The following is a 15,965-nucleotide window of genomic DNA, read 5'->3' on the forward strand; positions in this document are numbered from 1 at the left end:
CATGCTGGTGAAAGAAGCGTGCCCACCCAGGGCGGGCGCGGTGAATTCCCCGACCGCCAATTATTCCGCACCATCGCCGCTTGTCAATTAGGGGCAACCGAGCAGGACACCCATTGACGACATTCCCGCGATGGATTCTCGACGTTGACTCGCGGCTGTTCGTCGTGGACTCTCTAGGGCATGCCCGACAGCACCGGTTGCGGTGCCGCGGCGGCCCAGGCGGCGCTCGACGCCGTCCAGCGATACCCACCCGAGGCGATCAGCATCGCCCAGCGGGTGCTCGCCAGCCAGACCGCCGACGACGACGAGCGCTCCACCGCCGAGCGGGCCATCGGGCTGGCCCTGCGCGAACTCAACGACCTGCCCGGCGCGCTGCGCCACCTGCGCCGGGCGGTACGGGTGTCCGGCACCCCGCGTACCCGGGCGCTGGCCCGGATGAGCCTCGGGTACGTGCTGGCCAACGCCGGTCGTACCGCTGCCGCGCTGCGGGCGGTGACCGCCGCGCTGCCCCAGCTCACCGGTGCCGACGCCGGCCGGGCCCGGATGCAGCGGGGGGTGGTGCTGCACTACCGCGGGCGCTACGCCGAGGCGGTGCGCGACTACGGCATCGCCATCGACATCGCCCAACGCGAGAACGATCCGCTGCTGGAGGCGCGCGCCCGCAACAACCGGGGACTGCTCAACGCGCACCGGGGTTCCTCCGGTGGCCCCGGCGACGACCTCTCCCGGGCGGCGGCGGTCTTCCACCGGCTCGGGCTCGACCTCGCCGCGGCCGACGCCCGGTGGAACAGCGGCATCGCCGCCGGGCAACGCGGCGAGATCGCCGTCGCGCTGCGCTGCTTCGCCGACGTCGACGAGGAGTACCGGCGACTCGCCGTCCCGCGTCCGGCGCTGCTGCTGGACCGGTTCGAGCTGCTGCTGTCGGTGCCGCTGCTCGACGAGGCGGTCGGGGTGGCCGCCGCCGCGGTACGGGAACTGCACCGCCGGGGCATGGCCTCGGACCTCGCCGAGGCGCTGCTGGCCCAGGCCCGCGCCGCGCTGCTCGCCGACGACCTGGACACCGCGACCGCGGCCGCAGCCCAGGCCCGGGTCAGGTTCCGGCGTCAGGGCCGGCGCACCTGGGCCGCCTTCGCCCGGCACGTCGAACTGCGCGCGGAGTTCCGCCGGGGCACCCGGACGGCGGCCCTGCTCACCGCGATGGTGCGGACGGCCGACGAACTCGACGCCACCGGGTGGCCGGGGCCGGCGCTGACCACCCGCCTCGAAGCCGGCCTGCTGGCCGCCGCCTCGGGCCGGGTCGACCGGGCCGTGACCCTGCTCGACGTGGCCGCGCAGGCCCGCCGTCGGGGCACCGCCTCCCGCCGCGCCCAGGGCTGGTACGCGCTGGCCCGTTCGCGTCGGCTCACCGGTGACGACGCCGGGGCGGCCCGGGCGCTGCGGCGGGGGCTGGCCGTGCTGGACCGGCACCGCACGTCCCTCGGCGCCACGGAGCTGCGCGCCCACAGCGGCACGTACGGTCGGGAACTGGCCGCCGAGGGCCTCGACATCGCGGTGCGGGCCGGCTCCCCGGCCCGCACCCTGGCCTGGGCCGAACGCTGGCGGGCCAACACCCTGCGGATGCGTCCGGCGCTGCCCCCGGACGACCCGGACCTGTTCGCGGCGCTCACCGAACTGCGGCTCGTCAGCAGCCTGCTGGAGGACGAGGTGCTGGCGGGCCGGCCGGCGCACGCCCTGCGGGGTCGGCAGGCGCGGCTGGAGCAGCGCATCCGGGACCTGGCCCGCCGGGTGCCCGGTGGGACCGGTGTGGTGAACCCGCCCGGCGTGGGCGTGCTCGCCGGTCGACTCGGTACCCGGGTGCTGGTCGAGCTGGTCGCCCACGGCGACCGGCTGCGCGCGGTGCTGGTCCGCGACGGCCGGGCCAGCCTGCACGACCTCGGTCCGCTGGCCGAGGCGGTGCACCTGACCCGGTGGCACCGGTTCGCGCTGCGCCGGCTGGTCACCACCGGCGACACGGCGACCGCGCGGGCCGGGGCCGGGCACGCCGCCGCCGCACTGGACCGGCAGCTCTTCGATCCGCTGCGCCGGCACCTCGGCGACCGTCCCCTGGTGATCGTGCCGGTCGGGGCCCTGCACGCGGTGGCGTGGTCGGGTCTGCCGACCTGCGCCGGTCGCGCCGTGACGGTCGCCCCGTCGGCCACGGCCTGGCTGCGGGCGGACGACGGCGAACCCTCGGCCGGGCCGTCGGTGCTGGCCTGCGGGCCGCGCCTGCCGGCGGGTCAGGCCGAGGTGGGCAGGCTCGCGCAGGTACTGCCGGGGGCGACCCTGCTCACCGGCGCGGACGCCACCGCCGACGCGTTGACCGCGGCGCTCGACGGGGCCGGCCTGGTCCACATCGCCGCCCACGGCACCTTCCGCGCCGACAATCCGCAGTTCTCCACCCTGGAGCTGGCCGACGGACCGCTGTTCGCCTACGAGTGGGAGCGGGTCACCCGTCCGCCCGGCTGTGTGGTGCTGTCCGCGTGCGACTCGGGGCTGACCGGGGTCCGCCCCGGCGACGAGGTCATGGGTTTCACCGCCGTGCTGCTCGGACTGGGTGCCCGGTGCCTGGTCGCCACCGTGCTGCCGGTGCCGGCCGACCCCACCACCGCGCTGATGCTCGACCTGCACCGACGGATGCGGGCGGGGCTGCGACCGGCGCAGGCGCTCGCCGACGCCCAACGGGCCTTCGTCGCCTCCGGCGACGGCACCGCCGGGGCCACGGCGGCGGCGTTCGTCTGTCTCGGCGCCGGGTGACGTCCCGACCGTCGGCGCGGCCGGTGCGGGGTCACCCCAGCGCCGCGACCCGGGGACGCAGGCCGTCGATCAGCTCCGGTGGCGCGGCGAGCACCCGGCTGCCGCTCACCTCGACCGCGACGCCGGCCTCGACGGCGATCACCTGACCGGCCGCCCAGTCCCAGCGGAACGTGCGGTCCTCGACGTAGGCGTCGCAGCGGCCCGCCGCGATCCAGGCCAACGCCAGCGCCGTCGAGCCCAGCATCCGCACCCCGCGAACGTCACCGGCCAGGTCGGTGACCACGGCCGCCTGCACCCGGCGGTGGGCGACGTCGTAGGCGTAGCCGGCGGCGAGGACGACCTCGCCGAGGGTGACACCGGCGCGCCGGGTCAGCGGTGTGCCGTTCAGGGCCGCGCCGCCACCCCGGACGCCGCAGAACGTCTCGTCGTGGACCGGGTCGTGGACCACCCCGACGACGGGCCGCCAGCCGTGCGGGGTCTGCTGCTCGCAGGCGATGCTGACGCACCAGAACGGTATCCCCGAGACGTAGTTGACGGTGCCGTCGAGGGGGTCGAGGACCCAGCGCAGCCCGGAGTCGCCGACGTGGTCGCTGCCCTCCTCGGCGAGGATGCCGTCGCCGGGACGGCGGGCACGCAGCAGCTCGACGATGCGCGTCTCACTGGCCCGGTCCGCCTCGCTGACCAGGTCGGTGGGGGCGGTCTTGTAGTCGACGCGGCCGTGGTCGCCGAAGCGCCGCAGCAGTTCCCGGCCGCCGAGGCGGGCCGCCTCCTCGGCGACCCGCCGGCAGTCGTCCAGCTCGGCAGCGGTCGCCATCGCGTCCTCCTCGGGTCGTCGGCAGGGCCGTTGGAGATCGTCGCACCCGCACGGGCGCGGGCACCAGACGACCCGGCGGACGCCGGTGGTGACACCGTGCCGCCCCGGGCCGGGTGGCGGCGTCGGGCCCCGGACACCGGGCGGCGAGCGGCGGGACCGGCCGGTCGGGCACACTGTGGACAGCGGTCGGGGAACCGACGCTCGCCGACATCCCGTCGACCCGCCCCGTCGCCATCGCCGTGGGGAGGCAGCGCGACATGGGTACGGTCGACACAGAGCGGCTGCTGGCGCGGATCCGCGACGGGGTCATCGGCGAGGGCGAGGTGCTGGACGGCCCGTACGGGCCACGCCGGATCACCTACGCCGACTACACCGCCTCCGGTCGGGCGCTGGACTTCGTGGAGGACACCGTCCGGGACTGGGTGCTCCCCCGCTACGCCAACACCCACACCGAGAGTTCCGCCACCGGACGGGCGACGGGGCGGCTGCGGGAGGACGCCCGGCGGACGATCCTCGACGCCGTCGGCGGCACCGACGACCATGCGGTGATCTTCTGCGGTGCGGGGGCCACGGCGGCGGTCGACAAGCTGGTGGGCGTGCTCGAACTGCGGCTGCCCGACGGGCCGACGCGCCGCCACGGCCTGCTGGACGCCATCGCCCCGCACCAGCGCCCGGTGGTCTTCGTGGGCCCCTACGAGCACCACTCCAACGAGCTGCCGTGGCGGGAGACGTACGCCGACGTGGTCGTCATCGGCGCGGACGCCGACGGGCACATCGACCGGGCCGAGCTGGCCGAGCGCCTGGTCCGGTACGCGGACCGCCCGCTGCGGATCGGCAGTTTCTCCGCCGCCTCGAACGTCACCGGCATCCTGTCCGACACCGACACGGTCGCGGCGTTGCTGCACGCCCACGGGGCGCTGTCGTGCTGGGACTACGCGGCCGCCGGCCCGTACGTGCCGATCCGGATGGGCGAGTCGGTGCCGGGCGCCGCGGACGGCAAGGACGCGGTGTTCCTGTCGCCGCACAAGTTCGTCGGCGGCCCGCAGACCCCCGGCGTGCTGGTGGTGCGGCGGGATCTGATGCGCAACCGGGTTCCGGTGGTGCCCGGTGGCGGCACCGTGGCGTTCGTCGACCCGGTGGGGCACCGGTATCTCGACGATCCGGTGGCCCGGGAGGAGGGTGGCACGCCGGCGATCGTCGAGTCGATCCGGGCGGGCCTGGTGTTCGCCCTCAAGCAGTCCGTCGGCACCGACGTCATCGCCGGCCGTGAGGAACGGCTGTGGTCGCGGGCGCTGCGCCGCTGGTCGACGAACCCGGGGATCGTGGTCCTGGGCAACCCCCGGGCGCGGCGGCTGCCCATCGTGTCGGTGCAGATCCGCCACGGTGCCCGTCACCTGCACCACAACTTCGTCGTGGCGCTGCTCAACGACCTGTTCGGCATCCAGGCCCGGGGCGGGTGCTCCTGCGCGGGCCCGTACGGGCACCGCCTGCTCGGCATCGACGAGGAACGGTCCCGGGCGTTCCGGGTGGAGATCGCCCGGGGGTGCGAGGGGATCAAGCCGGGGTGGACCCGGATCACCTTCGGCTACTTCCTGTCCGACCAGGTCGCCGACTACCTGATCGACGCCGTCGACCTGGTCGCCCGGCAGGGGCACCGGCTGCTGGCCGACTACCGCTTCGACGCCCGTACCGGCCTGTGGCAGCACCACCGGGGGCCGGGCCGGTCGGTGGGCCTGGCCGACCTGGCCCGGCTGGTGACCGGCGGGGAGCAGCCGGCGGCACACCGGCGTCGGGCCGGGGAGGATGCTCTGGCCGGCTACCTGCACGAGGCACGGGAGATCCTGGCCGGCCGCCGGGACCAGGTCGACGAGGGACCCACCGGCCTACCGGCCGGTGTGGAGGCGTTGCGCTGGTTCCACCTCCCGCCGGCCTGTACCGCTGCCGCGTCACCGCGCTGACCGGGCGCCGCGCCGCCCGGTCATCCCCCGCCGCGCCCGGCGGCGGTTCCTGCCCGCCGCCGGACGCCTGAGCCGCTACTCTGCCGGGTCGGTGCGGACGGGGCCGGCGACCGCGTAGACGACCAGCCCGGCGAGGGCGAACGTCACCGCGGTCACCGCGGCGGCCCGGCTGTCGGTCGGCTGGCCCTGCCAGGTGGCGACCGCTCCCCAGGTCCCGCCCTGCGGGTACACGGCCGCGATGGTGGTCCAGCCCACCGGCAGGAACCAGGACCGGGCGGCGCCGACCACGCTCGTGCACAGCGCGGTCAGACCGAGCAGCCCGGCGGCGTCGCGGACCACCAGTGCGGCCGGCCCGAACCGGGCTCCGGTGTGCAGCGTGGCGAGCAGCACCGCGAGGACGATCACCCCGCCGGCAAGCAGGTGCGCGCCGCGTCGCCAGGACCACCGCAGTGATGCCGTCCGGTCCAGGTTCGCGTCCGGGCCGACGAGGGTGGGGGCGAACGCCGCGACCATCATCAGGACGGTCAGCACGACCAGCATCGGGGTGGCGTCGCGGTCCTTGGCCAGGGCCCGGTAGAGCGCCCAGACCACCGCGGCGCCGCCGACCGCCGCGGCCAGGGCCACGGGTACCCGGCGTGAACGCAGGTAGAGCAGCGTCCCGGTCACCTGGCACTCCGGGACAACAGGCCCTCGGAGTCCCGGCAGGCCCGCACGGCGTCGCGGACGGCCGTGACCCGGGCCACCGCCTCGGCCTCGGGCAGTGCCCGCAGGCCCTGCCACAGGGTCTTCGCCCCGGTGGTGATCGACGGGTCCTCCTCGATCATGCCGGGAACCAGCCCGACGTCCGAGCGCGGCTCACGGCCGATGAGCCAGTACGCCGCCGCCCGCTCGACCGTCTCGTTGCGGTTCCGGCAGTCGTAGTCGTACGGGACGCCCAGGCTTCTGACGACGTCGAGGACCACGAGGTCGGGGTGGGCGAGCCGGCCCCGCCTGTCGATCCGGACCTCGATCGTGACGACCTCGTCCTGGACGGCCGGCTGCTCCTGGCGGTACCCGATCGTGCGGGTGTCCTCGTGCACGACGGTCGGCGCGTCCGGTAGTTTCGCCAGCGCCGCGAGGCCCTCCCGGGCCCGCGGGGTGATCGTGTCGAGCACTTTGGCGTGGACCCGGCTGACGCACACCGTCGGGGTGGCGTCGGTGCAGACCAGTTCCCGCGCGACCGGGTCGACCGGCCAGGTGAGCACGTCCCGGTCGGTGGGGAGGATCGCCGTCGCCACCCCGACCCCGAGCAGCACCGGCAGCACCGCCATCGCCCGCAGCCGCCACCCGTCGGCGACGAACAGCAGCAGGCCGGTGACGGCGAGCGTGGTCATCGAGATCGCCAGCGCGCCGCTGACCCGGCTGTCGATGGTCTGGTACTCGTGGAAGCCGCCGGAGCCGTGCGCCGGGGAGATCGCCGCGGCCAGCCGCTCCGGGGTCGAGACGGTGCTGAAGAAGACCAGCAGCACGCCGCCCACCGCCAGTGCCGGGGCGGTCACCAGGGCGGGCAGCAGCCGTCCGACGCCCAGTCCGAGCCACGCCGCGGCGACCAGGGACAGCGCGCCGACCGCGGTGACGACGACGAAGTTCAGCAGCGGCACGTACGAGGCGGTGTTGACGATCCAGGCGATGCCCGCCGCGGTCACCACCAGGTAGGCGACCACGAGGGTGAGGGCCATCGTGCCGAGCACCGGCAGCATCCGGGCGGCACGGGGGCGGGCGGTGGTGGCGAACAACTCGCCGACCTTCGCCCGGTGTTCCCGGCGGCCCTGCCAGGCTCCGGCCGCGAGGGCGAGCGGCCACAGCAGGAGCAGGTACTCCCGGATGGCCAGGGCCAGGGCCATCCAGCCGGTCGACCAGCGGCCGGTCGCCACGTACAGCGACCCGACCCCGACCACCACCGTGATCACCGCGGCTCCGAGCGCGGCGGAGCGGCGCAGTTCGATCCCCATGACGCCCACCCGGGCACCCCGCTTCCCGTCGGGCCGCCGGGCGGCGGCGCTGTGCGCGGCGATGGTCCGCCCGCTCATCGGGTGGCCTCCGCACGGTGCTGACGCAGCAGCGCCGAGTAGCCCCGCTCGGCCGGGCTGTCACCGGCGTGACCCGCGTCGCCCTGCGCGGCCAGCACCTCGGGCGTGCCCCGCCACACCAGGCGGCCCTCGTTGACCAGGACGACGTCGGTGCAGGCCGCCACCACGTCCTCGACCAGGTGGGTGGAGACCAACACGCAGGTGTCGCCGCCGAGGTCACGCAGCAGCTCCCGGAAGTCGAGCCGTTGTTCCGGGTCGAGGCCGACGGTCGGCTCGTCGAGCAGCAGGAGCCGTGGGTCGTTGACGATGGCCTGGGCGATGCCCGCCCGGCGCAGCATGCCGCCGGAGAGCGTCTTCATCCGGGCGTCGGCCTTGGCGGTGAGCCCGACCCGGTCGATGGCCCGCTGCACCGCCTCGGCGACGCCCGCCTTGGGCATCTCCTTGAGCCAGGCCATGTAGCCGACGAACTCCCGCACGGTGAACCGGGGGTAGTAGCCGAAGTGCTGCGGCAGGTAGCCCAGGGCGCGGCGGACCGCCCGCAGCTCGGAGCGGCCGTCGACGGGGTGTCCGAGCAGGGTCAACCGGCCGCCGGCCGGGGACACGACGGTCGCCAGGGCGCGCATCAGCGTGGTCTTGCCCGCGCCGTTGGGGCCGAGCAGTCCGTGCACGCCGGTGGGCAGGGCCAGGTCGAGGCCGTTGACGGCGAGGTACCGGCCGGCCCGGACCTGGAGGCCCTCGGCGTGGATCGCCCAGGGATGGGTGGTGGTGGTCGTTTCGACCGCGCTCACCGCACGCATCGTCGCTGTCTCCTTCGGTAATTTCCAGGGCAGGGTGGCGGTCCGGCCCGGTGGCCGTACCGCTGCGTCAGGTCAGGGGTGGGGATCAGTCGCGGTGGGACAGCCGCCGGAAACCGTCGACCCGGAGCAGGGCGACGACGGTCAGGACGGCCGTGACGAGCGCCCAGGTGCGGGCGCTGTCCGCCGACAGCACCACCGGCATCCGGGCGGCGACGAGGCTGGGGGCGATCACCGCGAGCGTCCAGGCCGTGATGAGGCCGAGCGCGGCGCGGCGTACGCCGACGAGGGTACCCAGCAGCAGGGTGGCGGCGGTGAACGCCAGGCAGGGCAGCAGCAGCAGCGCCATCGACGCCCCGGTCCCGGCGCCGACCACGGCGAGCGCGGGGATGACGAACGCCAGCACCGCGGCCGTGCGCCGCAGCAGCATCGTCAGGCCGGCGGCGGGCGTGGCGGCGATCAGCTCCCAGGCCTGGTCGGCCCGACGGTGCCAGGCGACCGCCACGCCGGGCAGCGGCGCCAGGGGCGCGATCAGCAGCACCACGGAGGGCAGGCCGACCCACAGCGCGCCGAGCAGCGCGGCGCAGCCGAGCGCCGTCACCGTCATGACGAGCCAGGGCAGCAGGGTGCCGACGAACCAGCGGTGCCGGGCCACCGACCAGGACCGGCTGCGGCGGGCCGGGGCCGGGGTGGCCGCGATCTCCCGGTCCAGCGCCGTCGCGACCAGGTCGATCACGGTCCGGCTCTCCGCCGTGGTGCTGCCGGCCAGGCGGGCGCGGCAGTCGGCGCAGTCTTCGAGGTGGACCTCGATCGCCCAGACGCTGGCCTCGTCGAGACCGGGGTCGCCGGTGGCATAGCGGTCGATCTGGGTCAGGTTGGGGTGGGTGGTCATGACAATGCCTCCCGTAGGGCGACCCGGGCCCGGCGGACGCGGGACTTCACCGTGTTTTCCGGTACGCCGAGCAGCACCGACGCCTCGCGCGCCGAGAGCCCGTCGAGGACCGTGGCCCGCAGGGCGGCCCGGACGGCGGGCGGCAGGGTGAGCAGGGCATGCTCCAGTTCCTGGCCGATCCGGGCGGCCATCACCTCGTCCTCGGCGGCGGGGGCGGTGGCCGGCGTCAACTCCACCTGCGGCACCTGACTGCGGCGGGCGCGGCGGCGGAACGCGTCGACCAGCCGGTGCGCGGCGATGGTCCACAGCCAGCCCACGGCGCTGCCCTGCGCCTCGTCGCCGGTGCGGGCCCGGGTGCCGGCGAAGCTGCCCGCCGCCCGCCAGACCGCCAGGTAGGTGTCCTGGAGCACCTCGGCCACCACGTCCGGGTCGGCGCAGCGGCGCCGCAGGCGCACCTCCAACCACGGGGCAGTACGACGGTAGAGCTCGTCGAACGCCTGGCGGTCGCCACGGGCGACGCGGCGTACGAGTTCACCCTCGTCGTCTGCTTCCATGTCTGTCCTCACGCCTGGTAAGACGACGGCCGCACCGGATCGGGTCCCCAATCGGAGTGACCGGCGTCACACTGTCGCCGGGTCGGGCTCCCCCCATCCTGACCCACCCGCCCGAAGCGGGTCGGCGGGCCGCCTGCCGCGCCGGTGCAGGTCAGTGCTGCTGGGCGGGGAACGCCGGCAGGGCGGTGTCCCGGGACACCGCGTCGAGGTCACGCTGCGCGACGATGCTGGCGGTGATCTCGTCGGGCGGAACCGGACGGCCGAAGTGCCAGCCCTGCCCGTTGTCGCAGCCGGTCGCGGTCAGCCGGTGGGCCTGCTGGGCGGTCTCGATGCCCTCGGCGGTCACGACCAGGCCGAGCCGGTGCCCGAGGGACACGACGGTACCCAGGAAGTCGTCGTCCGTGCCGGGACGGCGGGCCCCCGGCCGCCGGACCGGCTGCGCCGACGGGCGGGTCAGGCTGGCGTCGAGCTTGAGACCGTGCAGCGGGAGGGAGCGGAGGTTGGCCAGGTTCGCGTAGCCGATGCCGAAGTCGTCGATGACGATCCGTACGCCGAGGGTCATCAGCGCCGCCAGGGATTCCGCCACCACGCCGGTCAGGTCGATCACGGCCTGTTCGGTGACCTCCAGCTGGAGCAGGTGGGGCGGCAGGCCGGTCCGGTCGAGGATCTGCGCCACCTCCCCGGCCAGGCCGTTCTGGCGGAGTTGGCGTACCGACACGTTCACGCTGACGTACAGCCCGGGTTGGATCCGCTGCCACTCGCCGGCCTGCCGGCACGCCTGCTCCAGCAGGTGGCGGCCGAGCGCCACCACGAGACCGGTGTGTTCGGCGAGGTCGATGAACCGGGCGGCGGTCAGCAGGCCGAGCTGGGGATGCCGCCAACGGGCCAGGGCCTCCACCCCGGCCAGCCGCCCGGAGCGCAGCGCGGCGATGGGTTGGTAGGCGGCGGTGAACTCGCCACGGTGCAGCGCCGCGGGCATGGCCGCCGACAGGCGGTAGCGGGCCGCGTCCGCGGCGCTGCGGTCCTGGTCGAAGCGGCGCAGGGTGGCCTTCCCGTCGGCCTTGGCCCAGTGCAGCGCGATCTCACTGTCCCGCAGCAGGGTGGCGCCGTCGTCGGCGACGCTGCCCTCGGCGACACCCGCGCTCGCCGTCAGGGGTACTTCGGTGTCGTTGACGTGGAACGGGGCGGCGAGCGTGGCCAGGGCCCGGTCGGCGATCTTGATGGCGTCCTCGGCGCAGGTGGTGTCGCGGACCAGGATCGCGAACCGGTCGCTGTCCAGCCGGGCCACCAGGTCGACCCGCGGGTCGGTGAGGGCGGCGAGGCGGTGGGCGATCTCGCGGAGCAGGAGGTCACCCACCTGGTGCCCGAGGACGTCGTTGACCGCCGCGAAGTCGTCGACGTCGAGGCAGCAGACCCCGACCCGGTCGACCGGCACGGCGGCGGAACAGAGGCGTCCCAGTTCCTCGGTGAACCGGGTCAGATTGGGCAGGCCGGTCAGCTGGTCGTGGGTGGCGAAGCGGCGGAACCGGGCCTCGCTGACCCGCAACGCCTCCTCGGCCTGGGTGCGGGCGGCCAGCGCGGCCAGCCGGACGGTGTCCTGTTCCCGCAGGCTGCGGTCGTGCGCGGCGGACGCGAAGCCCGCCGCGAGCTCCGCCAGCAGGTCGTTGAGGCGGGTGGCGCGGGTGGGGTCGGCGGCGATGCCCAGCGCGGCGGGCAGCCGGGCGCCGATGACCGCGATCGTCCCGCCGAGCGCCTCCGGCGAGCCGAAGCCGGCCGCCACCAGATCGGCGCCGATCCGCTGGCCGTCACCGGGCCGGGCCGGGTCGGCGAGGACGGCGGTGACCAGCCGGGCGGCCAGTGCGCTGACGATCCGGTGCCGCTGCCCGGCGGTGATCGGCACGTAGTGGGCGCGGTGCAGGGCGGTGGCCCACGCCGTGACGAACCCCTCGACGCCGGGCCGGTACCGGTCGTCGATTCCGTCGGCGTCGGGCCGATCGTTCACCTGCGGCGTCCGACTCCGACGTAGAAGCTCATCCGCTCCGGGTGCTCGCCGACCTCGGCCGGCGACTCGGGACGCCACAGCGGTGACCACACCACGCCGGGCTCCACCAGGTCGAGGCCGGCGAAGAAGTCCTCCACCTGGGCGCGGGTGCGAGCGGTGACAGGCGTGTTGGTCCGGCCGCTGAGCCGGGTGCCCTCCCCCATCTCGTCCGGTCGGCTGTCGGTGGTGACGTGGCTGATCGCCACGCAACTGCCGGGGGCCAGGGCCGTCCACAGTCGCTTGATCAGACCGTACGGGTCGTCGTGGTCGGGGACCGCGTGCACCACCGAGACGAGCAGCAGGCCGACGGGCCGGTCGAGATCGAGCAGCCGGCGGGTCTCCGGATGCTCGAGGATGGCCTCCGGGTGGCGGAGGTCTTCGAGCAGGGCGACCGCGTTGGGCTGGCCGGCGAGGATGTGTGTGCTGTGCGTGACCGCCACCGGGTCGATGTCCACGTAGACCACCCGGGCGTCCGGGTCGACCTGCTGGGCGATCTCGTGCACGTTGCCGACGGTGGGGATGCCGGACCCGATGTCGAGGAACTGCCGGACGCCCTGGTCGAGCATGAACCGCACCGCGCGGTGCAGGAACTCCCGGTTCGCCCGCGCGACCAGGCGGAGATCGGGCACCGCGGCCAGGGCCTGGCGGGCGAACTCCCGGTCGACCTCGAAGTTGTGCGAGCCGCCGAGCCAGTAGTCGTAGGCCCGCGCCACGCTCGGCCGGCTGAGATCGACATCCGCTGGCGCCCACTCAGGCCGTTCCATCGTCGCCCTTCCCACCACCACCGTGACGTGACCGCCGCCACTATAGTCGGATATCTTCCACTCCCGTACCGCACCGCGATGACGGTGCGGGGCCACGGCGCTCAGCCGCCGACCGTGTGTCCACACGGTACAGACATCGGCCGTCGCGCGCCCGGATCGGGTCGGGAGCGGACGGCGACCCTACGCGGAGGCGACGGACCTCGGCGGCCACGGGCCCGCTCCACTCAGCCACCGTCCAGGTTGCGTTGGTAGCTTGCCGGCCCGACGGCTTCCACAGTGGAGGCCGCTGGAGTCGTTGCCGGACAACGGTTTCACGCACATCACGTCGGGTTCGCGGTCACCGCGTGCCCGGCGGTCGTCGAGGGAGAGGTTCGTGGTGTTCAAGAAGATGCTGGGTGCGTTCGGGGTGGGCGGCCCCAGCGTCGATACGGTCCTGTCCAATCCGAGCACCCGACCGGGGCTGACGCTCACCGGCCAGGTGAACCTGACCGGTGGCAGCCACGATGTGGAGATCGACCAGATCACCGTCGGTCTGGTCACCCGGGTGGAGATGGAGGGCGCGGAGGAGGAGTACGACGCGCTCGTGGAGTTCCACCGGGTGCCGGTCGCCGGTGGCCTGTTCCTGCGCGAGGGGCAGCAGCTCAGCCTGCCGTTCCAGGTGGCGGTGCCGTGGGAGACGCCGGTGACCGAGCTGAACGGTCAGCACCTGCCCGGTATGACGATGGGCCTGCGTACCGAGGTGGCCGTCCGGGGTGCGGTCGACAGGGGCGACCTCGACCCGGTGTACGTGCACCCGCTGCCCGCCCAGGAGCGCGTCCTGGAGGCGTTCGGCCGGCTCGGCTTCACGGTGAAGGCGGCCGACCTCGAACGGGGCCACATCGCGGGGTCGCACCAGACGCTGCCGTTCTACCAGGAGATCGAGTACTACGCGGCACCGCAGTACGCCCACGCCGTCACCGAGGTCGAGCTGACCTTCGTCGCCAACGGGCACGGCGTGGACGTCGTGCTGGAGCTGGACAAGCACGGCGGGCTGTTCACCGGCGGACACGACTCGTACGGCCGGCACCACGTCGCCCACGGCGACGCGCACGGCGACTGGACCGCGCAGGTCGACGGCTGGCTCCGGCAGGCCGTCGACGGCCGGCAGGATCCGCACGTCGGCTACGGCTACGCCCCGCCCGCCCCGGCCTACGGGACGCCCGGCTACCCGCCGCCGCCCCCGCCGCCCGGCTACGGCGCACCCGCCTACGGACAGCCTGCTTACGGACAGCCCGGCTACGGGCACGCGGGGCACGGGCATCCCGGCGGCCACCACAAGGAGGGGCACCACGACCACGACGGGCCCGGTATGGGTGCGGTCGCCGCCGGTGTGGTCGGTGGCGCGGCGCTCGGCTTCGCCGGCGGCATGATCGCCGACGAGATCTTCGACGACGAGGACGAGGGCGGCGACGAGGACGCCTGATCCCCCGCCCGGTCCACTGTGGATCGGGCAGAGGAATCATGATCTAATTCAACTGGTTCGTCCGTATATGGTCGGGATTTCCGACCACGAGTCAAGGAGTGTGCATGCCCGCAAGCGCCGACCTCACCAAGCTGGTCGACAAGGCATACCAGGACAAGGCCCTCACCGAGATCGTCGACGCCCCGGTGTCCGCCCTCGCCGGGGTCAGCGACGGCGACGCCAAGCTGCTCAAGGAGGCCTTCGGCATCACCACCGTGGGCGACCTCGGCCGCAACCCGTACTTCCAGACCGCCAACGCCCTGGTCGCCCTCACCGGCGCGAAGTGAGCCCACCCGGTGGCCCGGGACTCCCCCGGGCCACCGGGCACCCGCCCGCGCCGACCACCGCCGGGCGGACCGCGCCGACGCCGGCACGGCCGCTGCCGACGGGCGCTCCCGACCGTCGTGCCGGATAATTGTCCGATGACAAATCCTGACCTCGACCCGGACGTGTACCCACCCCTCGACCCCCGCGAGCCGGTGCCGGACGACGTCGGCGAGCTTCTTCCCGACACGCCCGGCGAACTGCCGGAGGCCCCGGTCGAGCCGATGCCCGACGACGGCGATCCGGGCGGCGTGCCCGAGCCGGCCTGACGGCGGGCCCGTCCGGACCGGCCGCACCACCGGACACTGTCCGGTCACACCCCGGTCGGCGCGGGTGACGGTCGAGGCGCCACAGCGGCGACACCGACGCCACCGTCCCCCGCCGGTCGGGGCGTCGGCCAGCGACCCCGACCAGCCGGAACGTGCCGCCACCGGGCGAGCTTGCGGGGGTTGCGGACCACCCACAGGTGCCCGACCCGGCCGGTGCCGGTCGCGGCGAGCGCGAGCACGGCGAGGGTACGGCCGAGCCGGTCGGTGGCGACCAGACCCGGCTCGCCGTTGACGGACGTCTCGTCGACGAGCAGGTCGGGTTGCCGCTCCCACACGCCCAGCAGGAAGTTGGCGATGGCCTGCGCCCCGTGCAGCGGTACGGCGGAAGCCGAGACGAGGCCGCCGCTGTCGGTGATCGCGGTGGCGTCCGGATCGAGCACGTCGACCAGGGCGGCGAGGTCGCCGGTCTGCCAGGCGGACCGGAACGCCCGCACGACCGCGGCGTGCTCGGCCGGACGCACCGGTGCGCGGCGTTGCTCACGGACCCGACGCCGGGCCGACGAGGCGAGTTGCCGGCACGCGGCAGGGGTACGGCCGACGATCCCGGCGATCTCGGGGTAGGTGAACCGGAACACGTCGTGCAGCACAAACGCGACCCGCTCGGCCGGGGTCATCGCCTGCAGCACCACCAGCAGGGCCATCGACACGGAGTCGTCCAGGCTCACCCGGTCGGCGGGGTCGACCACCGTCGAGGCTTCCCGGCTGCTCCAGCCGGTCGCCGGGAGGGGTTCGGGGAGCCACTCGCCGACGTACCGCTCCCGGCGGGCCCGTGCCGTCGTGAGCATGTCGAGCCCGATGCGGCTGGCGGTCCTGATCAGCCAGGCGCGGGGGTTGACGACGGCGTCGCGTTCCCCGTCGCTGAGCCGGTGCCAGCGCAGGTAGGTCTCCTGCACAACGTCCTCGGCATCGGCGAGCGAACCGAGCAGGCGGTAGCTGAGCCCCAGCAGGACCCCACGATCGCGGGTCACCGGGTCCGGCGGCCCCGGGGGGCCCGGCACGGCGTCCTGCGGCACCTCTGCTCCCTCCCCCGGCCGGGGGGTCGGCCGGCGCGCGCCGCCCCCGGCGGGCGGCTCACGTCCGGCGCGGCGGGCCCCGCCGGACCGGGCGCCGACCGGCGGCGTCAACCACACAG

Annotated in this window: 14 protein-coding genes; 5 read left to right on the forward strand and 9 right to left on the reverse strand. The window is 74.7% G+C overall.

The genetic code is table 11. The annotated features are described in order from the left end of the window. Positions 1-180: 180 nt before the first annotated feature. Positions 181-2,793 (forward strand): CHAT domain-containing protein, encoded by a 2,613-nt coding sequence (locus ACOJTC_RS32100; RefSeq protein WP_420119699.1) that lies wholly within the window; start codon positions 181-183, stop codon positions 2,791-2,793. Between the two features lie 31 nt (positions 2,794-2,824). Here the strand turns inward: ACOJTC_RS32100 and ACOJTC_RS32105 are convergent, their stop codons facing one another. After that, complete coding sequence (locus ACOJTC_RS32105; RefSeq protein ID WP_363654755.1) at positions 2,825-3,607, reverse strand: inositol monophosphatase family protein; 783 nt, start codon at positions 3,605-3,607, stop codon at positions 2,825-2,827. Between the two features lie 257 nt (positions 3,608-3,864). On the opposite strand from ACOJTC_RS32105, the gene ACOJTC_RS32110 reads away from it, so the two are divergent. After that, positions 3,865-5,565 carry an aminotransferase class V-fold PLP-dependent enzyme gene (locus ACOJTC_RS32110; RefSeq protein WP_420119700.1) on the forward strand — a complete coding sequence of 567 codons (1,701 nt, stop codon included), beginning with the start codon at positions 3,865-3,867 and terminating at the stop codon, positions 5,563-5,565. Positions 5,566-5,640: 75 nt separating this feature from the next. Here the strand turns inward: ACOJTC_RS32110 and ACOJTC_RS32115 are convergent, their stop codons facing one another. The 7 genes from ACOJTC_RS32115 to ACOJTC_RS32145 form a co-directional block, all read right to left on the reverse strand. After that, on the reverse strand, positions 5,641-6,231 hold the full coding sequence (locus ACOJTC_RS32115; RefSeq protein WP_420119701.1) for a hypothetical protein: 591 nt from the start codon (positions 6,229-6,231) through the stop codon (positions 5,641-5,643). Next, positions 6,228-7,634, reverse strand: a complete 1,407-nt coding sequence (locus ACOJTC_RS32120; protein WP_420119702.1) for a hypothetical protein — start codon at positions 7,632-7,634, stop codon at positions 6,228-6,230. The genes ACOJTC_RS32115 and ACOJTC_RS32120 overlap by 4 nt, the downstream gene beginning before the upstream one ends. Next, positions 7,631-8,431 (reverse strand): ABC transporter ATP-binding protein, encoded by an 801-nt coding sequence (locus ACOJTC_RS32125; protein WP_363654763.1) that lies wholly within the window; start codon positions 8,429-8,431, stop codon positions 7,631-7,633. Before ACOJTC_RS32125 ends, ACOJTC_RS32120 begins: the two co-directional genes overlap by 4 nt. Positions 8,432-8,516: 85 nt before the next feature. Then, a complete protein-coding gene (locus ACOJTC_RS32130) occupies positions 8,517-9,320 on the reverse strand; it encodes a hypothetical protein (protein WP_420119703.1) in 804 nt (267 codons plus the stop codon). Then, on the reverse strand, positions 9,317-9,874 hold the full coding sequence (locus tag ACOJTC_RS32135) for an RNA polymerase sigma factor (protein WP_420119704.1): 558 nt from the start codon (positions 9,872-9,874) through the stop codon (positions 9,317-9,319). Before ACOJTC_RS32135 ends, ACOJTC_RS32130 begins: the two co-directional genes overlap by 4 nt. 151 nt (positions 9,875-10,025) lie before the next feature. After that, positions 10,026-11,876: a putative bifunctional diguanylate cyclase/phosphodiesterase gene (locus ACOJTC_RS32140; protein WP_420119705.1), complete on the reverse strand. Its 1,851-nt coding sequence runs from the start codon at positions 11,874-11,876 to the stop codon at positions 10,026-10,028. Next, positions 11,873-12,679, reverse strand: coding sequence for an SAM-dependent methyltransferase (locus ACOJTC_RS32145; protein WP_145920586.1), 807 nt, complete (start codon positions 12,677-12,679; stop codon positions 11,873-11,875). Before ACOJTC_RS32145 ends, ACOJTC_RS32140 begins: the two co-directional genes overlap by 4 nt. 373 nt (positions 12,680-13,052) lie before the next feature. On the opposite strand from ACOJTC_RS32145, the gene ACOJTC_RS32150 reads away from it, so the two are divergent. The 3 genes from ACOJTC_RS32150 (at position 13,053) to ACOJTC_RS32160 (ending at position 14,773) form a co-directional block, all read left to right on the forward strand. Continuing rightward, positions 13,053-14,141 (forward strand): sporulation protein, encoded by a 1,089-nt coding sequence (locus ACOJTC_RS32150; protein WP_420119706.1) that lies wholly within the window; start codon positions 13,053-13,055, stop codon positions 14,139-14,141. A gap of 104 nt (positions 14,142-14,245) precedes the next feature. Beyond that, positions 14,246-14,467 carry a hypothetical protein gene (locus ACOJTC_RS32155; protein WP_420119707.1) on the forward strand — a complete coding sequence of 74 codons (222 nt, stop codon included), beginning with the start codon at positions 14,246-14,248 and terminating at the stop codon, positions 14,465-14,467. A gap of 135 nt (positions 14,468-14,602) precedes the next feature. Continuing rightward, entirely contained in the window at positions 14,603-14,773 is a 171-nt protein-coding gene (locus tag ACOJTC_RS32160; protein ID WP_168222526.1) for a hypothetical protein, read from the forward strand. A gap of 44 nt (positions 14,774-14,817) precedes the next feature. Here ACOJTC_RS32160 and sigJ read toward each other — a convergent pair whose 3' ends face one another. Continuing rightward, positions 14,818-15,846, reverse strand: a complete 1,029-nt coding sequence (gene sigJ, locus ACOJTC_RS32165) for an RNA polymerase sigma factor SigJ (protein ID WP_420119708.1) — start codon at positions 15,844-15,846, stop codon at positions 14,818-14,820. Positions 15,847-15,965: the final 119 nt, after the last annotated feature.

Source organism: Micromonospora sp., assembly GCF_048594385.1.
Lineage (GTDB): Bacteria > Actinomycetota > Actinomycetes > Mycobacteriales > Micromonosporaceae > Micromonospora > Micromonospora wenchangensis.